A 25348-nucleotide genomic window follows, 5' to 3' on the forward strand; every position below is an offset into this window, starting at 1 on the left:
TCGCCGACTGGCCGCCGTCGCCGCAGACAGCATGTCCCAAAAGTGGCTGAATGTGCGCGCCGAAACCAGCCACAAGTGGGACACGCCCCGCCCGAAGTGGGACACACACCGCCCGAAGTGGGACGAGCACGCGTCCCGCGGCGGCGGGGGTCAGTCGGCGAGGTCGAGGACGTCCAGCAGCCAGGCGAGCTCGAACGCCCGCTGTCGCCAGGCGTTGTAGCGGCCGCTGACTCCGCCGTGGCCGGCGACCATCTCGCACTTCAGCAGCGCATCGGCGCCGACGGCGCGCAGCCGGGCCACCCACTTGGCCGGCTCGACGTAGAACACCCGCGTGTCGTTGAGCGATGTCGCGGCCAGGATGCGGGGATAGGCCACATCCGTGCGCACATTCTCATAGGGCGTGTAGGTCTTCATATACGCGTAGACCTCGGGGTCGTGCAACGGGTCGCCCCACTCGTCCCACTCGATCACGGTGAGCGGCAGCGACGGATCCAAGATCGTCGTCAGTGCATCGACGAACGGCACGTCCGCGAGGATGCCGGCGAACATCTCCGGAGCCAGGTTCGCGACCGCACCCATCAGAAGACCGCCCGCCGACCCACCCTCCGCGACCATGCGGGAGGGGGTGGTGACGCCCGACGCGACCAACTCGTGCGCGCACGCGACGAAATCGGTGAAGGTGTTGCGCTTGTGACCGAGCTTGCCGTCTTCGTACCACTGGCGGCCCATCTCGCCGCCGCCGCGGACGTGCGCGACGGCGAAGATCACGCCGCGGTCCAGCATCGACAACCGCGCGACCGAGAATCCCGGTTCGATCGAGTGTTCATACGAGCCGTACCCGTACAGGTGCACGGGCCGCGGGGCATCGCCCGGCGTGCCGAATGAGGTCTTCCAGACGAGCGAGATCGGCACGCGCACGCCATCGGATGCCGTCGCCCACACCCGCGACTGCGCATAATCCGCCGCGTCGTAGCCGCCGAGCACCGGCTGGCGCTTGCGCAACAGGAACTCGCCGGTCGCGACGACATAGTCGTACACCGTGCCCGGCGTCACGAACGAGCCGTATCCGAGCCGCACGAGCGGCGGCGCCCATTCCGGGTTGCCCGCGGCGCCGGCCGAGTACAGTTCCTCGGCGAAGTCGAGCTCGTCCACGCGATCCGTGGCGTAGTCGAGCATGCCCATCCGAGCGAGCCCATCGCGCCGATACGACACGACACCCCAATCGCGGAAGGCCGAGACGTCCAGCAGCCTCCGGCCCGGTTCGTGGGCGAGCACGACCGCTCGCGTGCCGGTGGGGTCGGCGACCGACACCCGCACCAACTCGAAGTCGAGTGCCCCGTCGTTGTGCAGGATGTAGAGCACATCCTCGCCGTCCACGACGGCGTGGGTCGCGGAATATTCGACACCGTCGCGCCGCGGCCAGATCGAGCGCGGTTCGGCGCGCAGATCGGCGGCATCCACGAGATATTCCTCGGTCGTGATCGACGAGCCCACCTCGATCACGAGGTAGCGCTGACTGCGGGTGAAGCCCGCGCCGACCCAATACCGGTCGTCGGATTCGTGGAACAGCGTCACGTCGTCGGAGGCGGGCGTGCCCACTTCGTGCAGCCACACGGTATCGGGCCGCCAGGCGTCGTCGACCGTCGTATAGACGACGAAGCGTCCGTCGGGAGAGAACATCGCGCCCGACGACGTCTGGTCGATCACGTCGTCCAGGTCCTCGCCTGTTGCGAGGTCGCGGATGCGCAGCGTGTAGCGCTCATCGCCCTCGCTGTCCACGCCGTACAGGAGGTGGCCGCCGTCGGCGGAGACGTCGAAGCTGCCGAGAGAGAAGAACTCCAGCCCGTCGGCCTCGATGTTGCCGTCGAGGAGCACCTGCTCACCGGGGACATCGACGCCGGGGGAGAGGATGGGCGGGGTCCAGTCGTCGGGATCCGTGAGGGGCGCGCGACAGTGGATGCCGTATTGCTGGCCCTCGACGGACCGGCCGTAGTACCACCAGTTCCCCTCGCGGGTGGGCACGGAAAGGTCGCTTTCGAGCGTGCGTGACTTGATCTCCTGGAAGATGCGCTCCCGCAGAGGTTCCAGAGCCGCGGTGCGGGCATCCGTATACGCGTTCTCCGCCTCCAGGTGCGCGATGACCTCGGGGTCGTCTTTCGCGCGCAACCATTCGTATTCGTCGACGACCTCATCGCCGTGATGGATGCGGGTGATGGGGCGGACAGGGGCGACGGGCGGGGTAAGCGTGGTCACTCTGCAACGGTAGCCGACACCCGGATCAGGCGACCCGTGTTCTGCGATCGCCCGTGGATATGCGAGTATTTTCCTCGTCCGGTTGCCGGAACATGAATCTCCGGTGAACTCTTCGTTCGCACCGCCGATCGCTTCGGCATTTCCCACCTCCTCTGACGGAAAGCGAACTGTGGAAACGGCCGTATTGATCGTCGTGCTCGTGATCGCCCTGGCGTTGTTCTTCGACTTCACGAACGGCTTCCACGACACCGCGAATGCGATGGCGACACCCATCGCGACCGGTGCTCTCAAGCCCAAGGTCGCCGTGTTGCTGGCGGCCGTCCTGAACCTCGTCGGCGCGTTCTTGTCGACCGAAGTGTCCAAGACGATCTCGCACGGGATGATCAACGAAGACGGGATCGATGCGACCACGTTCTTGCCGATCATCTTCGCCGGCCTGGTCGGCGCGATCACCTGGAACATGCTCACCTGGCTGCTGGGGCTGCCGTCCAGTTCATCGCACGCGTTGTTCGGTGGTCTGATCGGGGCGACGGTGGTCGGAGCGAGCGCGGCTGCGATCGACTTCGGCGTGGTGCTGAGCAAGGTCGTCCTACCGGCTCTCATCGCGCCGTTCACGGCCGGTGTCATCGCGTTCCTCGTGACCCGCCTCGCCTACGCGATGACACGTCGCTACGACAACAAGCCCGACGGTCGTGACGGGTTTCGCTGGGGACAGATCTTCACATCGTCCCTCGTCGCCCTCGCGCACGGCACGAACGACGCACAGAAGACCATGGGGGTCATCACCCTCGCCCTGATCACCGCGGGCCTGCAGGACGGTGACAACAGCGATCCGCAGACCTGGGTGATCTTCGCCTGCGCCTTCACGATCGCCCTCGGCACGTACATGGGCGGCTGGCGCATCATCCGCACGCTGGGCAAGGGACTCACCGACGTCAAGCCGGCACAGGGTTTCTCCGCCGAGTCGTCGACGGCCGCCACCATCCTCGCCTCGAGCTTCTTCGGGTTCGCGTTGTCGACGACGCAGGTGGCATCAGGGTCGGTGATCGGGTCGGGTCTCGGTCGCCGCGGCTCGATCGTCCGCTGGCGCACCGTCGGGCGCATCGCCGTCGGATGGGTGCTGACGCTTCCCGCCGCCGGCGCGGTCGGTGCCGCGGCGGCGCTCATCGTCGTCTGGTTGGGTCCGCTGTGGGGCGTGCTGGTCGGGTCGGTGATCGCGGTGGCGATCATCCTCGGGATCTTCGCGCGGTCACGTCGCAACGCGGTGGATGCCGGCAACGCCATGAGTGAGGTCGCCGACTCGGGACTGGCGGTCAAGGTCACGCGCAACCCGCCTCCCACCCGCAAGCAGCGGGCGGTCGCTCGAAAGCCGAGACGGAAGGACGAGAAATGATCGACTGGCTCGCATTCCTGCACGTATTCGCGGCGGCTTTGGCCGGTGCGACGCTGATCGTCGGCTTCTACGCGATCGGCTTGCGGCTCCTCGTTCGCGCCGGACGTTCGCCTGTGGTGGCCCCGGCCGAGTTCACCGACGCGATCACCGTGATCACGGAAAAGGAAGCGCGGCGCGCAGCCAAAGCATCGGCGAAGGCAGCGAAGAGGAGTCCCCTCACGACGGGACAGAAGCAGGTCGCGCTCGTCGGTGCGTACGCATCGTTCGCGGTCAGCGCGCTCGCCGTCCTCGGCGGGTTGACACTGATCGTCATCCACTGATCGTCGGAGGACGGTTCTAGGCTGACAGCATGCCCGACGTGTCTGCTGCTCCCGGAACACCCGTCCAGTTCGGGCAGCACGCCCCCGCGCGGCGCACGATCCTCCATCTGTCCGACACGCATCTGCTCGCCGACGGGCGTCTCCTCGGCGGGCGGTACGACACCGCCGAGAACCTGGCACGCACCCTCGAGGCGATCGAGCGGATACGCATCCGGCCGGACGCGATCGTGTTCACGGGCGATCTCACCGACCTTGGCGAGCCCGGAGCGTATGCGGCCCTGCGAGCCGCGGTCGAACCGGTGGCCGAGCGCCTGGGTGCTCCGCTGATCTGGGTGGCGGGCAATCATGACGAGCGGCCGGCGCTGCGCGCGGGGTTGCTCGACGCGGAACCGACCGAGGAACCGGTGACGAGCGTCTGGGATCTCCGCGGGCTCCGGCTCATCGCTCTCGATTCGACGGTCCCGGGATGGCACCACGGCCACCTCGACCCGGCTCAGCTCGCCTGGCTGCGCGAGGTGCTCGCCGAACCGGCTCCGCTCGGCACGATCCTGGCACTCCATCACCCGCCGTTGCCGAGCCACATCCCGTTCTTCGACATCCTCGAGTTGCGCGACCAAGAGGCATTCGCCGCCGTCATCGCCGGATCAGACGTGCGAGCGATCCTCGCCGGCCACCTGCACTACGCCACCGCCGGTACGTTCTCCGGCATCCCCGTGAGTGTCGCCTCAGCGACGTGTTACACGATGAATCTGCAGCGCCCGGCGACCGAGGTCAACGGGATGGATGCCGGACAGTCGTTCCAGCTGGTCCACGTCTACGACGACACCATCACGCATGCCGTGGTCCCGGTGGTCGAGGCGGCCACGGCCGACTTCTTCTCGGCGGAGTGGATCGAGGCGATGGCCGCGCTGAGCCCGCGTGAACGGCTCGAGGCGTTCTCGCGCAAGCCGGTCTGACGTTCACCGCGGCGTAGGACACGGCAGTGCCGGTGTACGCGGCGTCTATCGGCAGGTGGCGCTGCCGCGGCTAGGCTCGACGCATCCGATCCGCAGACGTGACCCACAAGGACACCACCATGGCACTGGACGCAACGACGCGTACCGAAACAGATTCGCTCGGCTCCCTCGAGATCCCCGCCGACGCCTACTGGGGCATCCACACCGCACGGGCGCTGGAGAACTTCCCGATCTCGATGCGGCCGATCTCGGTCTACCGCGACCTGGTGAAGGCTCTCGCGATGGTGAAGCAGGCATCCGCCCGCGCCAATCTGGAGATCGGGGTCCTCGATGCCGTCAAGGCTGATCTGATCGATCGGGCTGCCCAGCGGGTGATCGAGGGGGAGTTCCATGACCAGTTCGTCGTGGGTGTCGTCCAGGGCGGGGCGGGCACCTCGACGAACATGAACGCGAACGAGGTCATCACCAACATCGCGCTCGAAATGGCCGGGCGCCCCAAGGGCGACTACGCCTTCCTCTCGCCGATCGACCACACCAACCGGTCGCAGTCGACCAACGATGTGTACCCGACGGCGGTGAAAGTCGGACTCAGCCTTGACCTCCGCTCGCTCCTGGAAGAACTCGACCTGCTGCGCCGCTCGTTCCTCGCCAAGGCCGTCGAGTTCCACGACATTCTGAAGATCGGTCGCACGCAACTGCAGGATGCCGTCCCGATGACCCTCGGTCAGGAGTTCCACGGGTTCGCCACGACGCTCGGATACGACCACCAACGCCTCACCGAAAACGCCAACCTGCTCTTCGAGATCAACATGGGAGCGACGGCGATCGGCACCGGTATCACGACGCATCCCGCGTACGCGACGGCCGTGCTCCGCCACCTGCGCGAGATCACCGGACTCGACCTCGCGACGGCGGACGACCTCGTGGAGGCGACGAGCGACACCGGTTCGTTCATGTCGTTCTCCTCCACCCTCAAGCGCAACGCGATCAAGCTGTCGAAGATCGCCAACGACCTGCGGTTGCTCTCCAGTGGTCCCCAGGCCGGATTTGGCGAGATCAACCTGCCGGCGCGCCAGGCGGGCTCCAGCATCATGCCCGGAAAGGTCAACCCGGTCGTCCCGGAGGTCGTCAACCAGGTCGCGTTCGCGGTGGCCGGGGCCGACTTGACCGTCACCATGGCCGTCGAGGGTGGACAACTCCAGCTCAACGCCTTCGAGCCGATCATCGCTCACTCGATCTTCCAGTCGATCACGTGGATGCGGCGCGCCATGCGGACGTTCCGGATCAACTGTGTCGACGGCATCACCGCGAACCGCGATCGGCTGGGCGCGATGGTGGGCTCGTCGGTCGGCGTCGTGACCGCGCTGACCCCGTTCATCGGCTACGCGGCATCCGCCGCGCTCGCGAAGACCGCCCTCCTCACCCACCGCAACGTGGGCGATCTCGTCGTGGAGGCAGGTCTCATGTCGCGCGACGAGGTCGACAAGCAGCTGTCACCCGCGCGACTCTCGGGTCTGGAAGCGGTGACGCAGGCGATCCCGATCATCCAACCGGTCGAGAACCTCGTCGAGGGCTGACGGCGCGGAGGCTGGCATCCGCGCGCGGGTCCGACTAGCGTCGGAGGTCGGCGCGCCGAGCGCCTGCATACGACACGGAGGCCCTCATGACCGATCCGAACACCCCCGCACCCGGCGCCCAGCCGCCGGCCGAGCCGCCCGTCTACACCGCTCCCGCGGCCGACCCCGCCTACACGCCTCCGGCGGCACCGCCCGCGGCACCCCCGGTGGCTCCGCCGACCTACGGCGAGTACGCTGCCGCTCCGCCCGCGGCTCCGGCCTACAGCGACCCCGGCTACGCGGCGGCGCCGTCGTACCCGGCCGGGTACCCCGAGCCGGCTGCGCCCGGCCGCACGCTCGGCATCGTGGCGCTGGTGCTTGCGATCGTCCCGATCGGTCTGCAGATCGTCGGGCTCATCCTCGGCATAGTCGCGCTGGTCCAGAGCCGCAAGGCGGGGCGGAAGAACGGCATCGCCCTCGCGGCGATCATCGTCAGCGCCATCCTCATCGTGCTGACGATCCTCGGCATCATCCTGGCTGTCGTCCTCTTCAACGCCGCCGGCGGCGCCGACCTCGTCAATCAGGTCGCCCAGTGCCAAGCCGACCCGACCGGTTCGGTCGTCTTCAACGGCGTCACGATCAGCTGCCAGGAACTGCTGGAGCAGTCGAACCGCTGAGCGGCTCGCCGCGCCCTCAGTCGAGGATGCGGCAGTGGGTCGTGAGGCTTCCGATGCCGTCGACCCCGACGGTCACGGTCGAACGATCGCGCAGGAAGATCTGGGGGTCGCGGGAATAGCCCGCGCCCCCCGGACTTCCCGTGGAGATCAACGTGCCGGGCAGCATCGTCGCCGAACGCGACAGATGCGAGATGAGCGTGGCGACCGAGCGGACCATCTGCCCGGTGGAGGCATCCTGCACCGTCTGCCCGTCCACGACCGCCCAGATGTGCAGGTCCTGCGGGTCGGCGATCTCATCGGCAGTGACGACGAACGGTCCGTTCGGCGTGAACCCGTCGAACGACTTGCAGCGCGACCACTGCGCTTCGGAGAACTGGATGTCGCGAGCGGTGATGTCGTTGACCACCGTGTACCCCCAGACGTGGGAGAGCGCGTCCGCCTCGCTGACGTCTTTCGCGGGGCGCCCCATCACGACCCCCAGCTCTGCTTCGTAGTCCACCGACTCACTGAGGGTCCGCGGCCAGGTCGTCGTCGACTCGTGCGCCGACAGCGATCCGGGCCAGAGCACGAACACGGTCGGCGCGGAGTCGGTCTTCAAGCCGAGCTCACTGGAGTGGGCGGCGTAGTTGAGCCCGATCGCGAGCACGAGGGGCGGCGCGTCGACGGCCGGTCCGAAGCGCAGGCCGTCGAGCGGGATGCCGGCGGCGCCCCGGGCGGCACCTTCCACGCGGTGCCGGAGGTCGTCGTCCCCGTCGATGAGCTGCTGCAACCGGTGCGGAGCCCCGTCGAAGAGGGGGGCGACGAGAACCGCTTCGTCACCGCGGATCACCGCCAGCTGGTGATCGGAGTCTCCGGGCACGATCACATGAGCCACACGCATCCCGCCAGACTACGCGAGGCTGTGCGGCGATGACCCGGGAGGGCTTCGCGGGGGGGGCGGTTGGAAATGACTCAGCGCCCGGTGCCGCGGCGATGCCTGCGTGTCTCCCGGGCGCTGAGTTGGCCTGAGCCCATTGTCCGTGCGGAGTGCGGACCCTGTCAAGGGTGCCGGTCGGGGGCGTCCCGTGCTTGGATGGAGGCATGACTGATGAGCGCACCAAGCCCGAATTCGATGCTCCCACCGGCCCCGCGCCGTCCGAGCTCGTCATCCGCGACCTGATCGAAGGCTCCGGCGACGAGGCGAAGCCCGGCGACACCGTCACCGTGCACTACGCCGGCGTCGAGTACGACTCCGGCGAGGAGTTCGACTCCTCCTGGGGCCGCGGCGAGTCGATCCAGTTCCCGCTGCGCGGCCTCATCCAGGGCTGGCAGGACGGCATCCCGGGCATGAAGGTCGGCGGGCGTCGAGAGCTCGTCATCCCCCCGCACCTCGCGTACGGCCCGGCGGGCGGGCACTTCCTCGGCGGCAAGACGCTGATCTTCATCATCGACCTGCTCAAGGTCGGCTGAGACGCCTTCTCCTCATGCAGGGCGGATGCCGGGTCGTTTCCCCGGCATCCGCCCAGCGTCGGCCGAGCGCCGTGCGAGAATTTTTCCATTCGCAGGAATAGATCCTCGAGCAGCGTGTTGAACCCCCGCAGAACGTCCCCCGTTACTTCTTCGAAAGGCCTCCCATGACCGACACCACGCTCCTCGAGATCCCCGGCTACAAGGCGGGCACGTGGGTGCTCGACCCCGCGCACAGCGAGGTCACCTTCTCCGTCCGTCACATGATGATCTCCAAGGTGCGCGGCACCTTCGGTGTGAAGTCCGCCACGATCGTCGCCCCCGAGAACCCGCTCAAGGCGTCCGTCACCGCCTCCGTCGACGTCGCATCGGTCGACACGAAGGACGAGGGCCGCGACGCGCACCTGCGGTCGGCCGACTTCTTCGACGCCGAGCAGTTCCCGACGATCGATTTCGTCTCCACCGGCGTCCGCGCCGAGGGCGGCGACTTCCTCGTCGACGGCGACCTGACCATGCACGGCGTGACCAAGCCCGTGACCTTCGAGGTCGAGTTCGGTGGCTTCGGCACTGACCCGTGGGGCAACTACAAGGCCGGCGCCACGGCGAAGACTGTCGTGAACCGCGAAGACTTCGGCCTGACCTGGAACGCCGCACTCGAGACCGGTGGCGTCCTGGTCGGCAAGGACGTGACCATCACGCTCGACCTGCAGGGCTCCGTCCAGGCGTGATCTGACGGTCTGAAGCGGGGGTGGATGCTGCGGGATCCGCCCCCGCTTTCTTCGTGCGTTCGCCGAACCGTAGGCGGTCCTGTGCGAGCAGAATGCCGAGGAACACGATCACGGCACCGACAGGCTCGTTCCAGGTGAGAGTCTCTCCCAGGATCAGCACCCCCAAAAGGACGCCGACAACCGGAGTGATGTAGGTCACGGTCGATGCACGGGTCGGCCCCCACGCGCGCAGCGTGTTCTGGTTCCAGATATAGGCGACGCCGGTGCCCAGGCATCCCAGGAGCGCAATGCTTCCGATGATCCACGGGTCGAGCCGGACGGGCGAGAGCACGAGGACCGGGGTCAGCAGAAGCATGATCGCGGCGCCGAGACCGATGTTCAGGAACGAGAACATGAGTGCCGTCATGCCGGTGTTCGAGGTGAATCGGCGCATGTAGGCGAGGCTGAAGCCATAGCAGGCGGTCGCACCGAGGATGGCGAGCTGCGCCGCCAGGCTCTGGGAGAAGTCGAGGCCCTGCCACGGAGCGATGATCACCATGACGCCGAAAATGCCGACGAGGATGCCGGCGATCTGCATCGGCTTCAGCTTCTCGACGCGGAACACCGCCCATGCCATGAGCGCCGTCATGATCGGCGTCGTCGCGTTGTAGATGCTCGCAAGGCCGCTCGTCACGTGTTGCTGTGCCCACGAGAAGAGCAGGAACGGGATCACGCAGAACGACACCGCCAGCACGGTCATATGCGCCCACACGACCAGGCGTCGGGGGAACCGGTCGCGGCGCAGCGCGACGAAGATCCCGAGCGTCAGCGCTCCGAGGATCAGGCGAGACCACGCGACCTGAGCCGGCGAGATACCGGTCAGCGCGACCTTCATGAACAGGAAGCTGGATCCCCAGATGACGCCGCACAGGACGAATTGCACGGCGATCGACAGGGGCGAGCCGGTCACAGCATCGCGGGTGGTGGCGCTCACGTCGTGACTCTACGACCCGGTGCCGACACTCGGGACCGATCTCGAGTACGACGGCCGAAAACCGCTGGTGTCCGGCAGTCCGACGACGCGGCAGTAGGTGTCGCGCTGGGCTGGTAGACTCTTCAGGTTGCCGTTGGATCGGCCGCGGATAAAGAGAGCCCTCACATCAGGTGTCGGGCGCCGCGCAACAAAGAGGAAGGGGATCACCTATGGCACTGGAAGCAGACGTCAAGAAGGCGATCATCGAAGAGTACGCGACGCACCCCGGTGACACCGGATCCCCCGAGGTGCAGGTCGCGATGCTGACGCAGCGTATCAAAGACCTCACCGAGCACCTCAAGGAGCACAAGCACGACCACCACTCGCGTCGTGGTCTGTTCCTCATGGTCGGCCAGCGTCGTCGCCTGTTGGGTTACCTCCAGGACATCGACATCACGCGCTACCGTTCGCTCATCGAACGTCTGGGCCTGCGTCGCTGAGCATCAGCGTCTAGCGTTCAATCGCGCAGAACATTCTTGAGAGAGCCGCCCCACGGTGTGGGGCGGCTCTCGTCATTCCCGGGGCGAGTGCGGATGCCGGTCGTCGGGGCGCGGGGTCTCGCGCGGGCGACGGGATCCGGTCGGGTCGTTGCGACGCCCTTCGCGCGCGGCGAGAGTCGGGTCCGCGAACAACCAGCCCGGGCGCGGCTCGATGAGCGGGCGGAACACCGTCCGCACGGGTTTCGTCGCCAGCAACAGCGCGGTCAACACCGACAGGATCACGACCCCGGGCAACCAGAGCCACGTGGGTTCGGCGTGGCGGAGGATTCCGGTCTCGCGGAACGGATACAGCACGAACGAGTGCAGCAGATAGACGTACATCGTGAATTGGCCGAAGTGCGTCCACCGGTGCTGTCCGCGCGGGACGAGAGCCAGGAATGCGATGCTCAGCACGAGCGCGATCACGATGAGACCGAGACGCACGCCGCCGGCCCACCACTCGGTCCCGCCGAGCGCGGCATAGCCTTCGTCGTAGAACAGCCATTCGCGGAGATTCACATCGCGCCAGACGTCGACGAAGAACCAGGCGACGAAGGCGGCTGCCGCGAAGGTGCCGAGAGCCGCGACGCGCACCCACCAGCGCTGGCGACGCAGCAGGTCGAGTCGCTCCAGGATGCTGTGATGTCGCAGCCACCAGCCGAGCGTGAAGAACGGGAGCAAACCCAGCGTGCGCGACAGTGACAGCGTCGAGTCGATGTTCGGCCAGTAACCCACCAGGACGGAGATTCCCACCGTCCACGCGAGGGGCCACCGCAGGAGCACGAGGTAGGGCAGCACGAGCCGGAAGATCGCCAGGGCCAGCAAGAACCAGAGCGTCCATGACGGCTGCGTGGGGTTCGGATTGGCCTGGCCCTCCACGATCCACTTCGTCAGAGTCCAGAGGCTCTCGAAGATGACGTACGGCACGACGATGTCGGTGAGCACCCGCGCCATCTGGCGACGGCTGGGGGAGTCGGACTTCGAGAAGTAGCCCGAGATGATCGCGAACGCCGGCATGTGGAACGCGTACACGAGCAGGTAGAGCGCGAGGGCGAAATCGCTGTCGTATGTGAGGCGCTGAGTCGCGTGCCCGAGGACAACGAGCACAATGCACGCGAACCGCGCGTTGTCCCAGAGTGGCACGCGTCGCTTCGTGGTGCCGACCGGTCCGGTGGGCGGGGCGGGTGTGCTCATGTCGCAGGCCACCCTACCCGGCGGGAATACCCTGGAGGGCGCCGCGTTGCACAGGGTATATTCATTTGCATGTAATGGATGCCGCGGCATCCGGAAGGCGAGGGACTGACGTGAACGAGCAGAGCCCGCAGATGCAGTTCGGCATCTTCACCGTCAGCGACATCACGGAGGATCCGACCACCGGCCGTACTCCCAGCGAGGCGGAGCGCATCCGCGCGACGGTCGAGATCGCGACGCATGCCGAAGACGTCGGCCTCGACGTCTTCGCGCTCGGCGAGCACCACAATCCGCCGTTCTGGTCGTCCTCTCCGACGACGACGCTGGCCTACATCGCCGCCCAGACCGAACGCCTGGTGCTGTCCACGGCGACGACCCTCATCACGACCAACGACCCGGTCAAGATCGCGGAAGACTACGCGATGTTGCAGCACCTGTCGGGCGGCCGCATGGACCTCATGCTCGGTCGCGGCAACACCGGGCCGGTCTACCCCTGGTTCGGCAAGGACATCCGCCAGGGCCTGCCGCTCTCGATCGAGAACTACGCCCTGTTGCAAAAGCTCTGGCACGAGGATGTCGTCGACTGGGAGGGCACGTTCCGCACCCCCTTGCAGGGCTTCACCTCGACCCCGCGCCCGCTCGACGGCATCGCGCCGTTCGTCTGGCACGGGTCGATCCGCACTCCCGAGATCGCCGAACAGGCCGCCTTCTACGGTGACGGCTTCTTCGCGAACAACATCTTCTGGCCGGCTGAGCACTATCAGCGCCTGATCGGGCTCTACCGTCAGCGCTGGCAGCACTACGGCCACGGCGCGCCCGAGACGGCGATCGTCGGTCTCGGCGGTCAGGCCTTCATGGCCAAGAACTCGCAGGATGCCGTGACACAGTTCCGGCCGTACTTCGACAACGCGCCGGTCTACGGGCACGGACCGTCGATGGAGGACTTCTCCGAGATGACCCCGCTCACCGTCGGGTCGCCGCAGCAGGTGATCGACCGCTACGCGGGTATGCGCGAGCTCTACGGCGACTATCAGCGCCAGCTGTTCCTGATCGACCACGCGGGGCTACCGTTGAAGACCGTACTCGAGCAGCTCGATCTGCTCGGCGGCGAGGTCGTGCCCGCCCTCCGCAAGGAGTTCGCGAAGGATCGCCCGGCGGCAGTTCCGGATGCGCCGACACACGCCGCCCGCGTCGCCGCCACGTATGGGGACGGGCCCGCCCGCCAGGCAACACCCCGCCCCAACCGCGGCGACAATCTCAGCGGTCCGTCCCCCTACGCCGATGCCCCGGCCCCGGCGGGGGCCGCGTTCGGCGCTGCCGCGACAGGCGGCGTGCGATGACGGGGCGTCGGATCGCCGTGATTTCGGCGGGTCTATCCACCCCCTCATCGACCCGGATGCTGGCAGACCGTCTGGCCGCCGCTACTCTGGCGCAGCTCGCCGACGACGCCATCGAAGCGACCGTCGACACGGTGGAACTTCGTGATCTCGCGCACGACATCACGAACAACCTTTTGACAGGATTCGCCCCGCCCGCCCTCGAATCCGCGATCAATACGGTGATCTCGGCCGATGCGCTCATTGCCGTCACCCCGATCTTCTCGACCAGCTACTCGGGACTGTTCAAGTCGTTCATCGACGTGCTCGACCCCGACGCGCTGACCGGGATGCCGGTTCTTCTCGGCGCGAACGCCGGAACGGCACGCCACTCTCTCGCGATCGATTACGCGATTCGCCCGTTGTTCACCTACCTTCACGCCGAACCCGTGCCGACCGGTGTGCTCGCGGCATCCAGCGACTGGGGGAACGCTGCCGATGAGGTCGCGCCGCTCAGTGCGCGCGTCGATCGCGGTGCGCGTGAGCTCGCTGCGGCGATCGCTCGTCGCGACCCGGCTGTGGGCGGTGATCCGCTGGATCCCGAGAACTATCTCGACAATTTCACCCGGATGCTCGGCTCCTCGGGCGGCGGCCACCTTCTCGGCGGCCTCGCGGGCGAGTAGCCCGGATCAGGACGCGCGAAAAGCCGGCGAGCGCACCATTTCGGCGAACGCCGCGAACGGCGCTGCCGCCAGGAGTGCGGGTGTGCCGTCGGCCTCGGGGTGCCACTGGACAGCGATGATCGGAGCATCCCTGTGCTCGATGGCCTCGATGACGCCGTCGTGGGCGACGGCGGTGGCGACGAGTCCCTCACCCAGCCGGCCGATGGCCTGGTGATGCCCAGACGCGACCGAAATCTCATCTGCGTCGACCTCTGCGCGCAGGCGTGAACCGGCTGCGACGGTCACCGAATGCCAGGTCCATTCGAGGCCGCCGCATCCGTCCGAACCGGGAGTATGGCGCACGGAGCTCACGGGCAGATCTTCGATGAGTGTGCCCCCGAAGGCGACGTTCAGCACCTGCAGTCCACGACAGACGCCGAGAATCGGGATGCCACGCGCGTGCGCGGCCCGCGCGATCTCCAGATCGAGGGTGTCTTGTGCGGGATTGACGTCATAGCAGGGGGCTGCCGTGTCGCCGCCGTAGCGTGCGGGGTCGACGTCGCCACCGCCGGGGAGGACGACACCGTCGACACCCGTCAGGTCCGCATCGCGCACGACGAGGACGTCGAGGTCTTCCGCGCGCACAAGCGCGGCGACGTCGTCGAAGATCGCATTCGCGAGACCGACGCGCGCATCAGCTCCGATCGGGTCGGAGAGACGTGCAGGCATCGCGATTCGAGGAGGCATGCTCCCATCTTCGTGGGTCGCGCTGTGGCCTCAGCCCTCGATGCCGCCTTCGAACTGTTCGACTTCGAACGCCAGCTGTCGCTGCAAGTCGATCTTCTCCGCCTCGTCCAGCTCGGTGCCCTCGTCGGGATCGGGGTTCGTTGCCTGCCCGGATGCATCGCTCATGGTGGGCGTCTCCTCTCGTGGGGTTCAGCCGCTCTTGCGGCGGAACTCTCGGCGGGTCACGGCGCCATGGGCGCCCTGGATGGCTGACTCTCCGTCGAGGTGAGCCTCGCCGTTGCGGTGCTGGGCATTCTTCTTGTCGAGCGCTTCCTTGAACTTGCGCTTCATCTCGTCCGATGCCGAGGTGTTCTCTTCGGTGCTCATGTCGCAAGGATACGCGGTCAGAAGATCCGCAGGTCAGAGGCCGACTGGTAGGCTTGTGCGGGTTGCCTCCACGGCATCCACAACTACACAACAGAGCTCAGCTGAGCTCATGGAGCAGGCCGGCAGGAAGCTGGTCTCCTGTGGTGGGTTCCCATTCGATCGCGAATGGTGGCTTTTCACTGGTGACCAGCGTAGGCGGACTTCGCGGAGGACCTCCGCGCGCTCATATCTGTCTGTTCCTGCTTCTTCGCAGGAACCTCGGCCGCCACACGGGCGGACACCGAGGCTAAACAAAGAAGGAGTGACCTCTTGGAAGGTCCTGAAATCACCGCCGCCGAAGCCGTCCTCGACAACGGCCGCTTCGGTACCCGCACTGTCCGGTTCGAAACCGGCCGACTCGCGCAGCAGGCACAGGGTGCCGTCGCCGCGTACCTCGATGAGGAGACGATGCTCCTCTCGGCCACCAGCGCCGGAAAACACCCGCGTGAAGGCTTCGACTTCTTCCCGCTGACCGTCGACGTCGAAGAGCGTTCCTACGCCGCCGGCAAGATCCCCGGTTCGTTCTTCCGCCGCGAAGGACGCCCCTCCACCGAGGCGATCCTCGTCTGTCGTCTGATCGACCGGCCGTTGCGCCCGTCGTTCGTCGCGGGCCTCCGCAACGAGGTTCAGATCGTCATCACCGTCCTGAGCATCGCTCCCGGTGAGTTCTACGATGCGCTCGCGATCAACGCGGCCTCGCTGTCGACGCAGATCTCGGGTCTGCCGTTCTCTGGCCCGATCGCCGGTGTGCGCCTCGCGCTCATCCCCGGCCAGGGCGAGCACGCCGACCAGTGGGTCGCTTTCCCGACCGTCACCCAGCTCGAGGACGCCGTCTTCGACCTGATCGTCGCGGGCCGCGTGCTCGACGACGGCGACGTCGCGATCATGATGGTCGAAGCCGAGGCCACAGAGCAGAGCTGGAACCTCATCAAGGCCGGTGCTGTCAAGCCGAGCGAAGAGATCGTCGCGCAGGGTCTGGAAGCATCCAAGCCCTTCATCAAGCAGCTCGTCGAGGCACAGAACGTCGTGGCTCGCACCGCTGCCAAGGAGATCCAGGACTACCCGGTCTTCCCGCCGTACGCGCAGCAGACCTACGACTTCGTCGCCGGTCGCGCGTACGACAAGCTCGTGCCGGTCTACCAGATCGCCGACAAGGTCGAGCGTCAGAACGCCGATGACGCGATCAAGGATGCCGTCAAGGCCGAGCTGCTCGCCGCCGTCGAGTCCGGTGAGCTTCCGGCCGTCGCGACGCTGGAGTTCTCCGCGGCGTACAAGTCGGTCACCAAGACCATCGTCCGTGGGCGCATCCTCTCCGAGGGTGTCCGTATCGACGGTCGTGGGCTGGCGGACATCCGTCCGCTGGATGCCGAGGTTCAGGTCATCCCGCGCGTGCACGGTTCGGCGATCTTCCAGCGTGGCGAGACTCAGATCCTGGGTGTCACGACGCTGAACATGCTCAAGATGGAGCAGCAGATCGACTCGCTGTCGCCCGTCACCAGCAAGCGTTACATGCACCACTACAACTTCCCGCCGTACTCGACCGGTGAGACCGGCCGTGTCGGTTCGCCGAAGCGTCGCGAGATCGGGCACGGCTTCCTGGCCGAGCGCGCGCTCGTGCCGGTGCTGCCGAGCCGCGAGGAGTTCCCGTACGCGATCCGTCAGGTGTCCGAAGCTCTCGGCTCCAACGGCTCGACGTCGATGGGCTCGGTCTGCGCCTCGACCCTGTCGCTGCTGAACGCGGGTGTGCCGCTGCGCGCTCCCGTGGCCGGTATCGCGATGGGCCTCGTCTCCGACCAGGTCGACGGCCAGACGCGTTACGCGGCGCTGACCGACATCCTCGGCGCCGAAGATGCGCTCGGTGACATGGACTTCAAGGTCGCCGGCACGAGCGAATTCGTCACGGCGATCCAGCTCGACACCAAGCTCGACGGCATCCCGACGGCGGTCCTGACCGCGGCGCTCACGCAGGCCAAGGACGCACGCCTGACGATCCTGAACGTCCTGAACGCCGCGATCGACGGTCCGGACGAGATGGCGCCGACGGCTCCGCGCGTGATCAGCGTGCAGATCCCCGTCGACAAGATCGGTGAGCTCATCGGGCCCAAGGGCAAGACGATCAACTCGATCCAGGACACCACCGGCGCGCAGATCTCCATCGAGGAGGACGGCACCGTCTACATCGGCGCGACCGATGGTCCCTCGGCCGAGGCCGCCCGTGCGCAGGTCAACGCGATCGCGAACCCCACCAACCCGGAGGTCGGCGAGCAGTTCCTCGGAACCGTCGTCAAGCTTGCCGCGTTCGGTGCGTTCGTCTCGCTCCTGCCCGGCAAGGATGGCCTGCTCCACATCAGCGAGGTGCGCAAGCTCGCCGGTGGCAAGCGTGTCGAGAACGTCGATGACGTGCTCTCGGTCGGTCAGAAGATCCTCGTGAAGATCACGAAGATCGACGACCGCGGCAAGCTGTCACTCGAGCCCGTGCTCGACGAAGCAGCTGACCAGGAAGGCTCGGCTGCGGCCAGCGAGGGTCCCGGAGACGCTCCCGCCGAAGGCTGAACCTGACGGTTCCTGACTGTGCGGATGCCCGCCTCCTCCCGTGTCGGAGGGGCGGGCATCCGTGCGTGTGGCTCGTGTCCTCCCAATGGGGGACAAAACTGCACCTGACCGGGCGATGAGAGAGAACCGTTATGCAATGTTTACCGCGCGTTCGGGTCAATGGGCGTCCGTGTCCCCGCCCTGCTCTACCCTCGGAGGTACGCATCGGGGGGTGCGAGAACCTGGACACTCCCCAGCAGCAAGGGGTGTGAGATGGGCTTTTTCGGCGTCGGGACGTCAGCCCCCACCGAGCGCGCGGACATCGTATCGACGGCCACGCATCCCTCGGCACCCATTCCCGTGCAGGGCGCTCCCGTCGGGGCAGCCGTGCGTGTGGCGCTCGGCGAGACCGGGTTGCGCGTGTTCCCCCTCATCCTCGGGGCGGCGGAGTTCGGGTGGCACGTCGATCCGGGCGCGGCCCACATGATCCTCGACGTCTACCGCAGTCGCGGAGGCAACGCGATCCACACCTCTGACGGCTATTCGGCCGGGCGCAGCGAGCACATCGTCGGTCAGTGGTTGCAGACCCGCGGCGTGCGTGATGACACAGTCGTCGCGGTGCGAGTGGGGACGCATCCGGATCATCCGGGCCTCGGCTCGGTCAACCTCATCCGGTCGGTCGAGGCATCCCTCACCCGGCTGCAGACCGACCGCATCGATGTGCTCTACCTCGATGCCGCGGCAGATTCTGCCACCGCGCTCGAAGACACTCTCGCCACGGCGGAGTGGCTCGTCGAAGCGGGAAAGGTGCGCGCGCTCGGCGCCCACGGCCACACGGCGGCACAACTCGTCGAGGCACGTATTCTCGCCTCGGCGGGGTACCCGCGCCTCACGGTGCTCGATGTGCCGTACAACGTCCTGCGTCGCGATGAGTTCGACGGTGATCTCAAACTCGTCGCCGGCGCGCAGGGAATCGCGGTGACGCCGTCGCAGGCTCTCGAGCACGGGTACCTCGCCGGCGTTCACCGCTCGCGTGCCGGCGTGGCACTGTCGGTGCGAGGAACGCAGCTGGCCGCAGCGATGAACCGGCGCGGCACGCGCGCGCTTCGGGCCCTCGACAAGGTCGGAGCCGAGTTGTCCGTTCCGACGGCCGCCGTGGCGATCGCGTGGTTGCTGGCCCAGAGAACGGTCGCGGCGCCCATCGTGAACGCCTACGCCGTCGGTCACATCGAGGAACTCGTCCAGGGCGTCGGCGCGCGGCTCAGCCGCGCACAGCTGGCCGACATCGCCCGCGCCGCTCAGTAGCGCTGGGCTCCTCGCCCGGGGCCTGACGTAGGGTGGGAAGTACCCGCCCCCAGACCCCCGGCTGCGATGAGACGAGCGTGACGTGACGCATTATCTCTACCTTGTGCGCCACGGGGAGCATCTTGACGCGGAGCACGGGCTTGAGGATGGACCGCTCTCTCCGCGCGGGCGTCGCCAGGCAGAGCTGTTGGCCGATCGGCTCTCGGGCGTGCCGTTGGATGCGGTGTGGCACTCGCCGCTCGAGCGAGCGGCTGAGACGGCGCGCGCGGTTGCCGATCGCCTCCCCGCGGTCGACCCCCGACCGTCGCCGCTGCTGTTCGACTGCATACCGACGGGGATGACACCCGACACGCCGGCGATATACGAGTCGTTCTTCGGTTCGTTCACCGAGGCGGAAGTCGATGCGGGCCGAGCGCAGATGGCCGATGCCGTCTCGGAGTTCCTCGCCCGCAAGGCCGATGCGCACGAGCTGCTCATCACCCACAACTTCGTGATCGCCTGGTTCGTCCGTGAGGCTCTCGACGCGCCGGAGTGGCGCTGGATGACGGTCAATCAGGCCCACTGCGGGCTCACTGTCCTCGCGCAGCGCCCCGGCCGGCCCTGGGCTCTCGTCTCGCACAACGACCTCGCCCACTTGCCGTTCGAGTTGCGCACCGGTCTCCCCGAGGTTCCGCCGGTCTGACCGCGGTCCCGCCGCGTCCCAGCCCCCTGCCGAGCTCACCGTCGCCAGACCGCCCCGGCCCGCAGGCCATGGCCCGTCACACCGCAGATCAGCTCCTGCGGGGCTGACGCACGGGGGTCCGGGCGCCGCCGCGTTCATCCCACAGGAGATGTTGTGGTGACGACGGCCGCCGCCGCGTGATTCCGGGGTTCCTGACTCGACGCAGACAGATTCTCCTGTGGGCTGAACACGATCACGCTCGCAGAGAGCGGTGCCCAGTGAGCGAGGACACGTCCGGCGCCTCTCGCCTTGCCATACCAACGCGTCGCGTTGGCGGGTGCCTGAGAATTGCGGGTGCAAACGGTCGTTTCCGCATCCCCGACGCGACAATTTGAGCCAACAATTCGTCGTGGACGTGGCGAGAGTCCCCGTCTGCGCAGTTAGAGGGCCTTCCGGTACCAGCGGGTCGCGTTCGGGTTGTCGTTGTAAGGCTCGATTGCTGCGAAACCGCTGCGCGAGTAAAGGCTGCCGGCCGCTTCGAGGGTGTGGTGGGTATCGAGCACGAGGTCCGCGGCACCCCACTCCTTCGCCTTCGCCTCGAGGCCCTCGAGCAGCACACGCCCCCAGCCGCGGCCACGGGTTTCCGGTGCCAGATAGAGGTGCTTGACCTCGTACCGGGAGCCGTCCGGCCCGTCGGCGATCCGGCGGATGCCGCCGCACCCGACATCGTCTCCCTCATCGTCGACGACGATCAGAAAGACGCCGGCGGGAGGCGCGAAGACGGATGCGTCGGGGAACACCGGACGGTAGGTCTGCCCTTTCGGGAATGCTTCCCCTCGCATCTCGAAATACTCGGTCAGGAGCGCACGAGCGCGGGGGTCGTCGGCGGAGATCGACTGCAGGCTCACCATGTGTTCGAGCGTAACGCGCGGCAGTCGCCGCGTAGGCTGAGGGGATGACCATGACGCGCGTGGCCCTCGTGGGCGGAACCGGAAAGCTGGGGGCGATCATCGCGGCCGTCATCGAGGCGAGCGACGAGTTCGAGACGGTGGCGGTGCTCGGTTCCTCGAGCGATCTCGACGAGATCGACGGCGCCGACCTCGTCGTCGACGCCTCTACGCCGGCCGTGTCTATCGACGTGGTCCGTGCGGCGATCGAACGGGGGATCAACGTCCTCGTCGGCACGTCCGGCTGGTCGGCCGAGCGCATCGCGCTCGTTCGCCCCCTCGTGCAGGCAGCCGGCACCGGCGCCGTGTTCATCCCCAATTTCTCGCTCGGCTCGGTCATCGGCTCGGCGCTCGCCGCAGCAGCTGCACCGTTCTTCCCTTCGATCGAGATCGTCGAAACGCACCGCGAGACGAAGGTCGATTCGCCGAGCGGCACCGCCGTCCGAACGGCGGAGCTCATCGCCGCGGCCCGTCAGGATGCCGGTCCGGTCGAGTCGCCGCACGCGGATCAGCGCGCCCGCGGACAGCAGGTGGCCAGCATCCCCGTGCACTCGCTGCGGCGCCCCGGCGTCATCGCGCGACAGGAGACGATCCTCTCCGGTCCCGGTGAGGCACTCACCCTCGTCCACGACACGGTGGAACCGGCCGCCGCGTACGGCCCCGGCATCCGAGTGGCGCTCGCTGCCGCACGCGACGCACGTGGAGTGACCGTGGGTCTCGACTCGCTCATCGACATCGGTCTGCGCGCCCCCTCTGCGCGTGCAGTGGCGCCGATCGATGAGGGCGGCGTGCCCGGTCAGGTCGCCCGCACCACGGGAGCATGAGCGCTCGGATCGGCGTCGCCGTCATGGCGGTGCTGTTGACGCTCTATGTCGTGCTCGTCGGGCAGCGAGCCTGGCTGCTGGTGACATCCGCCGAGCCTGTGGGGATCGTGATGGGCGTTGCCCTGATCGTGTTGCCACTCATCGCCGTCTGGGCGATGTGGCGTGAGATCCGCTTCGGCGTGCGCGCCTCCGCGCTCGCCGCGCGCCTCGAGACCGAGGGCGGTCTTCCGGCGGAGGAACTCGACGTCCGACCGAGCGGACGCCCCGAACGGGCGCAAGCCGATGAGCTGTTCCCGGCCTATCGCGCCGACGTCGAGGCGCACCCGGAGGACTGGCGCGCCTGGTTCCGGTTGGGCCTCGCCTACGACGGCGCGGGCGATCGCAGCCGCGCACGTCAGGCGATCCGCACCGCGATCACCCTCGAGCGGGCACGCTAAGCCGGGACGGCCGCTGCCACAGCGTCTTCGACCGTGGTGTGGGTGAACGTGAAGCCGGATGCCTCCAGAACCCCGGGCACGACGTGCGAGTCGCTTGCGAGAAGCGACTGTGTCGCATCGCGACCGAGCACGAGCGAAATCGCCCACAGGGGAGCGCGCACGAGGAACGGCCGATTCATGCGCCGGGCCAGGGCGAAGCCGAGGTCGTTGGCCGTCGCGCGAGTCGGGCCGGTGAGGTTCACGGGCCCTGCCACCTCGTGGTCGATGATGTGTCGGATGGCCCGCACTTCATCCTCGAGCGAGATCCACGGCCACGCCTGAGTCCCCGGACCGATGGGTCCGGACACGCCGTACTTCGTCAGAAGCAAGAGCGGCTTCAGCACTCCCTCACGATGGATGATCGGCGCGGTCCGAAGGAGGGCGACTCGCCCGGGCGTGCGCTGCGCGGCGGTCTCCCACTCGCCGCAGACATCCGCGAGGAAGGTATCGCCGCGCGGAGAGGCCTCCGTCAGGACGGCTCCCGGGGCAGACGGGTAGTAGCCGGCTCCGGAGGCGGAGACGAACGCCGGAGCCTCCGCGCCAAGCGCGGTGAGGGCTGTGGCGAGTGTTTGCGTGGGCAACAGTCGCGACCACAGCAGCTCGTGCTTGTACCGCGGGGTCCAGGGAAAGCGGCCGATGCTCGCGCCATTCAGGTTGACCACGGCGCGCGCACCGCGCAGGACCTCGGGGTCGAGCAGCGTGTGCCCCGGGTTCCACGAGCGCTCATCCGGCGCCTCGACCGGACGCCGCACGAGCCGGGTGACGGCCACGCCGTCGGCGCGCAGTGCGTCCACGAGAGCGCGACCGATCAGTCCGGATGCGCCGGAGACGACGACCCGGCCGGGCACCTCGATGGGGGCGTCAGGCAAGCGTCGCCTCGAGTGTGATCTCGATTCCGGTGAGCGCGGCCGAGACGGGGCATCCGGTCTTGGCTTCGTCGGCGATCCGCGCGAAATCCTCGGCCGACAGGCCCGGCACCACAGCGTTGACGTTGAGGTGAGAGCCGGTGATGCCCGTGCCGGGGATGAAGGTGACCGATGCGGTCGTCTCCACGCTGTCCGGCGGAGTGCCGTTGCCGGTGAGTGCGTGCGAGAGCGCCATGCTGAAGCAGGCGGAATGCGCCGCGGCGAGCAGTTCTTCGGGGGTCGTGACCGAGGTTGAGCCCTCGCTGCGCGCCTTCCAGTTCACCGGCAGTGGACCCTGGTTGGAGCTTTCCAGAGCAACCTCCCCGGAGCCCTCGGCGAGACTCCCCTTCCAGCTGGTGCTGGCTTCGCTCGTGACGCTCATCGTGTCCTCCTGGTGGATCTGCGGGGTGGATGCCGGCGCATGCGCGCCTGCGTCGAGCCTAGACCGCAGGCCGGGGCAGGGGAACAGACGGGGAGCTCCCGTCGAGGTGGGATCAGACCCCGACGCCGACGGCGGTCACGCGTGCGAGCTCGAGCTCGATGACATCGCGTCGGGGTGTGCCGCCGAAGCGCGTCTGGATCACGCCGTCGCCATCCAGGATCAAGGTGGTCGGCGTCTGCAACACGTGGAAGTGCTTGGCGATGTCCGGACGGTGCGTGAGATCGATGTCGAGATGCACCACGCCGTCGCGATCGTCCGCGATCTCCGTGAGGGTGCGGTGAACCCCGGGGCACCGCGCGCACATCTCGGTGCTGAACTGCAACAGTGTGGCGCGCTCGCCCAGTGCGCCCGCACCGAGCCGGTGCGGCTCGACGACTTCGCTCGGATCCTGACGGCGCGGACGATTCTGCTGCCAACGCAGGTACGCACCGACGCCGATCGTCGCCGCGAGCAACGCGGCGAGGACGAGGGCGGCATCCGTCAGATTCACAACTCCGTACTCTATCCGCTCGAATGCTCCCCTGTCTGAGATCGATCACAGATGACCTCCGCGCATGACGCACGTCGGCTGATCGACCAGCGCGGGTAGTCTGGCCTGCGTGAGCGCTGTCGATGTCGTCCCCACCCCGTACGAGGATCTGCTGGCGGAGGTGCTCGCCGATGGCGTGCACAAGGACGACCGGACGGGCACAGGGACGACGAGCGTCTTCGGTCGCCAAATCCGGTTCGATCTGGCCGAGGGTTTCCCGCTCATCACCACAAAGCGCGTGCACATGAAGTCGATCGCGTATGAACTCCTCTGGTTCCTGCGGGGAGAGTCCAACGTCCGGTGGCTCCAGGAGCACGGTGTGACCATCTGGGATGAGTGGGCCGATGCCGACGGCGAATTGGGGCCGGTGTACGGCGTGCAGTGGCGCTCGTGGCCCACGCCCTCGGGGGAGCAGATCGATCAGATCAGTGAGGTGATCGCCCAGATCCGCGCGAACCCCGACTCGCGCCGCCTCATCGTGTCGGCCTGGAATCCGGCGGACATCCCGAACATGGCCCTTGCGCCGTGCCACGCGCTCTTCCAGTTCTATGTCGCCGACGGCAAGCTCTCGTGTCAGCTGTACCAACGCAGCGCAGACATGTTCCTCGGGGTGCCGTTCAACATCGCTTCCTACGCCCTGCTGACGCTCATGATCGCCGAGCAGACCGGCCTCCAGCCCGGCGATTTCGTATGGACCGGCGGCGATTGCCATATCTACGACAATCACGTCGAGCAGGTTCGGCAGCAGTTGTCGCGCGAACCGTATCCGTACCCGAGAGTGCGTTTCGCGCGCACGCCCGATTCGATCTTCGACTACACCTTCGATGACATCCTCGTTGAGGACTATCAGCACCATCCCAGCATCCGCGGAGCCGTCGCGGTATGACACGCATCGGGCTCATCTGGGCCGAAGCCCGGGGTGGTGTCATCGGCGCGGCCGGCGGGATGCCGTGGCACGTGCCGGAAGACATGGCCCGCTTCAAGGCGGTGACCACCGGACATCCGGTGATCATGGGGCGGCGCACGTGGGAGTCGTTCCCGCCGCGCTTTCGCCCCTTGCCCGATCGTCGCAACATCGTCGTGACCGGCACCGACTCGTGGGCGGCCGATGGTGCGGAGCGCGCGGCATCGCTCGAGGCGGCCCTCGCCCTCGTCGCCGATGACGAGGCGGCGTGGGTGATCGGCGGCGGCCGCCTGTACGCGGCGGCGATCGACGGCGCCGACGTGTTGGAGGTCACCGAACTCGATCTCGAGGTCGACGGCGACACGTATGCCCCGGTTCGTGACGGGTGGGAACTCGCGGACGCGGGGGAGTGGCAGGTCTCCCGAACCGGGGTGCCGTACCGCTTCCTCACCCTGATCCGACCCTGACGACCTGCGGGACGAGCTCCCCGCTGCGGCCACATAGCGCGACCACACAGCGCCTCCGGCCGCTGTCGTCTCGCCACGTGTCGAGTCGCATGGCCCGTTCCGGTCAACGCGCCTCATCGGTCCCGCCCGGCCCCACGTGCACCACGGACCATACGACTCGTGCGCGATCTCACGCATCGCCTCCTCCCCAGGTCCCCGATGTCCGGGACTCTCCA

Annotated in this window: 28 protein-coding genes; 17 read left to right on the forward strand and 11 right to left on the reverse strand. The window is 67.5% G+C overall.

What is annotated here, in order from left to right; genetic code table 11:
- Positions 1-150: 150 nt before the first annotated feature.
- Positions 151-2253 (reverse strand): S9 family peptidase, encoded by a 2103-nt coding sequence (locus Q0653_RS09120; RefSeq protein WP_298743622.1) that lies wholly within the window; start codon positions 2251-2253, stop codon positions 151-153.
- Positions 2254-2422: 169 nt separating this feature from the next.
- Between Q0653_RS09120 and Q0653_RS09125 the strand changes: the two genes are divergently transcribed.
- The 5 genes from Q0653_RS09125 (at position 2423) to Q0653_RS09145 (ending at position 7155) form a co-directional block, all read left to right on the forward strand.
- On the forward strand, positions 2423-3646 hold the full coding sequence (locus tag Q0653_RS09125) for an inorganic phosphate transporter (RefSeq protein ID WP_298944331.1): 1224 nt from the start codon (positions 2423-2425) through the stop codon (positions 3644-3646).
- Positions 3643-3966, forward strand: coding sequence for a peptidase (locus Q0653_RS09130; RefSeq protein ID WP_298944332.1), 324 nt, complete (start codon positions 3643-3645; stop codon positions 3964-3966). Before Q0653_RS09125 ends, Q0653_RS09130 begins: the two co-directional genes overlap by 4 nt.
- A gap of 29 nt (positions 3967-3995) precedes the next feature.
- Positions 3996-4922, forward strand: a complete 927-nt coding sequence (locus Q0653_RS09135; protein ID WP_298944333.1) for a phosphodiesterase — start codon at positions 3996-3998, stop codon at positions 4920-4922.
- Positions 4923-5041: 119 nt separating this feature from the next.
- Positions 5042-6499 carry an aspartate ammonia-lyase gene (locus tag Q0653_RS09140; protein WP_298944334.1) on the forward strand — a complete coding sequence of 486 codons (1458 nt, stop codon included), beginning with the start codon at positions 5042-5044 and terminating at the stop codon, positions 6497-6499.
- An 86-nt stretch (positions 6500-6585) separates the two neighbouring features.
- Positions 6586-7155 (forward strand): DUF4190 domain-containing protein, encoded by a 570-nt coding sequence (locus Q0653_RS09145; protein WP_298944335.1) that lies wholly within the window; start codon positions 6586-6588, stop codon positions 7153-7155.
- Between the two features lie 16 nt (positions 7156-7171).
- Here Q0653_RS09145 and Q0653_RS09150 read toward each other — a convergent pair whose 3' ends face one another.
- Entirely contained in the window at positions 7172-8035 is an 864-nt protein-coding gene (locus tag Q0653_RS09150) for a fumarylacetoacetate hydrolase family protein (protein ID WP_298944336.1), read from the reverse strand.
- Positions 8036-8235: 200 nt separating this feature from the next.
- Between Q0653_RS09150 and Q0653_RS09155 the strand changes: the two genes are divergently transcribed.
- Together Q0653_RS09155 and Q0653_RS09160 are read left to right on the forward strand one after the other, a co-directional pair.
- Positions 8236-8604, forward strand: a complete 369-nt coding sequence (locus tag Q0653_RS09155) for an FKBP-type peptidyl-prolyl cis-trans isomerase (protein WP_298944337.1) — start codon at positions 8236-8238, stop codon at positions 8602-8604.
- A 164-nt stretch (positions 8605-8768) separates the two neighbouring features.
- Positions 8769-9329 carry a YceI family protein gene (locus Q0653_RS09160; protein ID WP_298944338.1) on the forward strand — a complete coding sequence of 187 codons (561 nt, stop codon included), beginning with the start codon at positions 8769-8771 and terminating at the stop codon, positions 9327-9329.
- Here the strand turns inward: Q0653_RS09160 and Q0653_RS09165 are convergent.
- A complete protein-coding gene (locus Q0653_RS09165) occupies positions 9295-10302 on the reverse strand; it encodes a DMT family transporter (protein WP_298944339.1) in 1008 nt (335 codons plus the stop codon). The two genes, Q0653_RS09160 and Q0653_RS09165, sit on opposite strands and share 35 nt — an antisense overlap.
- Positions 10303-10511: 209 nt before the next feature.
- Between Q0653_RS09165 and rpsO the strand changes: the two genes are divergently transcribed.
- Positions 10512-10781 carry a 30S ribosomal protein S15 gene (rpsO, locus tag Q0653_RS09170; RefSeq protein ID WP_261606398.1) on the forward strand — a complete coding sequence of 90 codons (270 nt, stop codon included), beginning with the start codon at positions 10512-10514 and terminating at the stop codon, positions 10779-10781.
- A 72-nt stretch (positions 10782-10853) separates the two neighbouring features.
- Here rpsO and Q0653_RS09175 read toward each other — a convergent pair whose 3' ends face one another.
- Positions 10854-12014, reverse strand: a complete 1161-nt coding sequence (locus Q0653_RS09175) for an acyltransferase family protein (protein ID WP_298944340.1) — start codon at positions 12012-12014, stop codon at positions 10854-10856.
- 131 nt (positions 12015-12145) lie between these two features.
- Here Q0653_RS09175 and Q0653_RS09180 point away from each other — a divergent pair, with 131 nt between their 5' ends.
- Both Q0653_RS09180 and Q0653_RS09185 read left to right on the forward strand, forming a co-directional pair.
- Positions 12146-13351, forward strand: coding sequence for an LLM class flavin-dependent oxidoreductase (locus tag Q0653_RS09180; protein ID WP_366521981.1), 1206 nt, complete (start codon positions 12146-12148; stop codon positions 13349-13351).
- Positions 13348-14010, forward strand: coding sequence for a CE1759 family FMN reductase (locus Q0653_RS09185; protein ID WP_298944341.1), 663 nt, complete (start codon positions 13348-13350; stop codon positions 14008-14010). Before Q0653_RS09180 ends, Q0653_RS09185 begins: the two co-directional genes overlap by 4 nt.
- A 6-nt stretch (positions 14011-14016) precedes the next feature.
- Here Q0653_RS09185 and Q0653_RS09190 read toward each other — a convergent pair whose 3' ends face one another.
- The 3 genes from Q0653_RS09190 to Q0653_RS09200 are packed head-to-tail and all read right to left on the reverse strand — an operon-like array spanning position 14017 to position 15102.
- Positions 14017-14736 (reverse strand): gamma-glutamyl-gamma-aminobutyrate hydrolase family protein, encoded by a 720-nt coding sequence (locus tag Q0653_RS09190; protein ID WP_298944342.1) that lies wholly within the window; start codon positions 14734-14736, stop codon positions 14017-14019.
- Between the two features lie 30 nt (positions 14737-14766).
- Complete coding sequence (locus Q0653_RS09195; RefSeq protein ID WP_298944343.1) at positions 14767-14901, reverse strand: hypothetical protein; 135 nt, start codon at positions 14899-14901, stop codon at positions 14767-14769.
- A gap of 24 nt (positions 14902-14925) precedes the next feature.
- On the reverse strand, positions 14926-15102 hold the full coding sequence (locus Q0653_RS09200) for a DUF5302 domain-containing protein (protein WP_261606404.1): 177 nt from the start codon (positions 15100-15102) through the stop codon (positions 14926-14928).
- A 309-nt stretch (positions 15103-15411) separates the two neighbouring features.
- Here Q0653_RS09200 and Q0653_RS09205 point away from each other — a divergent pair, with 309 nt between their 5' ends.
- From Q0653_RS09205 to Q0653_RS09215, 3 genes are all read left to right on the forward strand, one after another.
- On the forward strand, positions 15412-17694 hold the full coding sequence (locus Q0653_RS09205) for a polyribonucleotide nucleotidyltransferase (protein WP_298743654.1): 2283 nt from the start codon (positions 15412-15414) through the stop codon (positions 17692-17694).
- A gap of 252 nt (positions 17695-17946) precedes the next feature.
- Entirely contained in the window at positions 17947-18978 is a 1032-nt protein-coding gene (locus Q0653_RS09210) for an aldo/keto reductase (RefSeq protein WP_298743656.1), read from the forward strand.
- 82 nt (positions 18979-19060) lie between these two features.
- Positions 19061-19660 (forward strand): histidine phosphatase family protein, encoded by a 600-nt coding sequence (locus tag Q0653_RS09215; RefSeq protein WP_298743657.1) that lies wholly within the window; start codon positions 19061-19063, stop codon positions 19658-19660.
- 419 nt (positions 19661-20079) lie between these two features.
- Here the strand turns inward: Q0653_RS09215 and Q0653_RS09220 are convergent, their stop codons facing one another.
- Positions 20080-20550 (reverse strand): GNAT family N-acetyltransferase, encoded by a 471-nt coding sequence (locus tag Q0653_RS09220; protein WP_298743659.1) that lies wholly within the window; start codon positions 20548-20550, stop codon positions 20080-20082.
- Between the two features lie 44 nt (positions 20551-20594).
- On the opposite strand from Q0653_RS09220, the gene Q0653_RS09225 reads away from it, so the two are divergent.
- Positions 20595-21410: a dihydrodipicolinate reductase C-terminal domain-containing protein gene (locus Q0653_RS09225; protein ID WP_298743661.1), complete on the forward strand. Its 816-nt coding sequence runs from the start codon at positions 20595-20597 to the stop codon at positions 21408-21410.
- Positions 21407-21847: a tetratricopeptide repeat protein gene (locus tag Q0653_RS09230; protein ID WP_298944344.1), complete on the forward strand. Its 441-nt coding sequence runs from the start codon at positions 21407-21409 to the stop codon at positions 21845-21847. Before Q0653_RS09225 ends, Q0653_RS09230 begins: the two co-directional genes overlap by 4 nt.
- Here Q0653_RS09230 and Q0653_RS09235 read toward each other — a convergent pair.
- The 3 genes from Q0653_RS09235 to Q0653_RS09245 form a co-directional block, all read right to left on the reverse strand.
- Complete coding sequence (locus Q0653_RS09235; protein ID WP_298944388.1) at positions 21844-22734, reverse strand: TIGR01777 family oxidoreductase; 891 nt, start codon at positions 22732-22734, stop codon at positions 21844-21846. The genes Q0653_RS09230 and Q0653_RS09235 overlap by 4 nt on opposite strands.
- Positions 22735-22747: 13 nt before the next feature.
- A complete protein-coding gene (locus Q0653_RS09240) occupies positions 22748-23173 on the reverse strand; it encodes an OsmC family peroxiredoxin (protein WP_298944345.1) in 426 nt (141 codons plus the stop codon).
- Positions 23174-23285: 112 nt separating this feature from the next.
- Positions 23286-23723, reverse strand: coding sequence for a thioredoxin family protein (locus tag Q0653_RS09245; protein ID WP_298944346.1), 438 nt, complete (start codon positions 23721-23723; stop codon positions 23286-23288).
- A gap of 100 nt (positions 23724-23823) precedes the next feature.
- On the opposite strand from Q0653_RS09245, the gene Q0653_RS09250 reads away from it, so the two are divergent.
- On the forward strand, positions 23824-24648 hold the full coding sequence (locus tag Q0653_RS09250; protein WP_298944389.1) for a thymidylate synthase: 825 nt from the start codon (positions 23824-23826) through the stop codon (positions 24646-24648).
- On the forward strand, positions 24645-25133 hold the full coding sequence (locus Q0653_RS09255) for a dihydrofolate reductase (protein ID WP_298743670.1): 489 nt from the start codon (positions 24645-24647) through the stop codon (positions 25131-25133). The genes Q0653_RS09250 and Q0653_RS09255 overlap by 4 nt, the downstream gene beginning before the upstream one ends.
- The last annotated feature ends 215 nt before the right edge of the window (positions 25134-25348 follow it).

This window comes from uncultured Microbacterium sp., assembly GCF_947488465.1.
GTDB lineage: Bacteria > Actinomycetota > Actinomycetes > Actinomycetales > Microbacteriaceae > Microbacterium.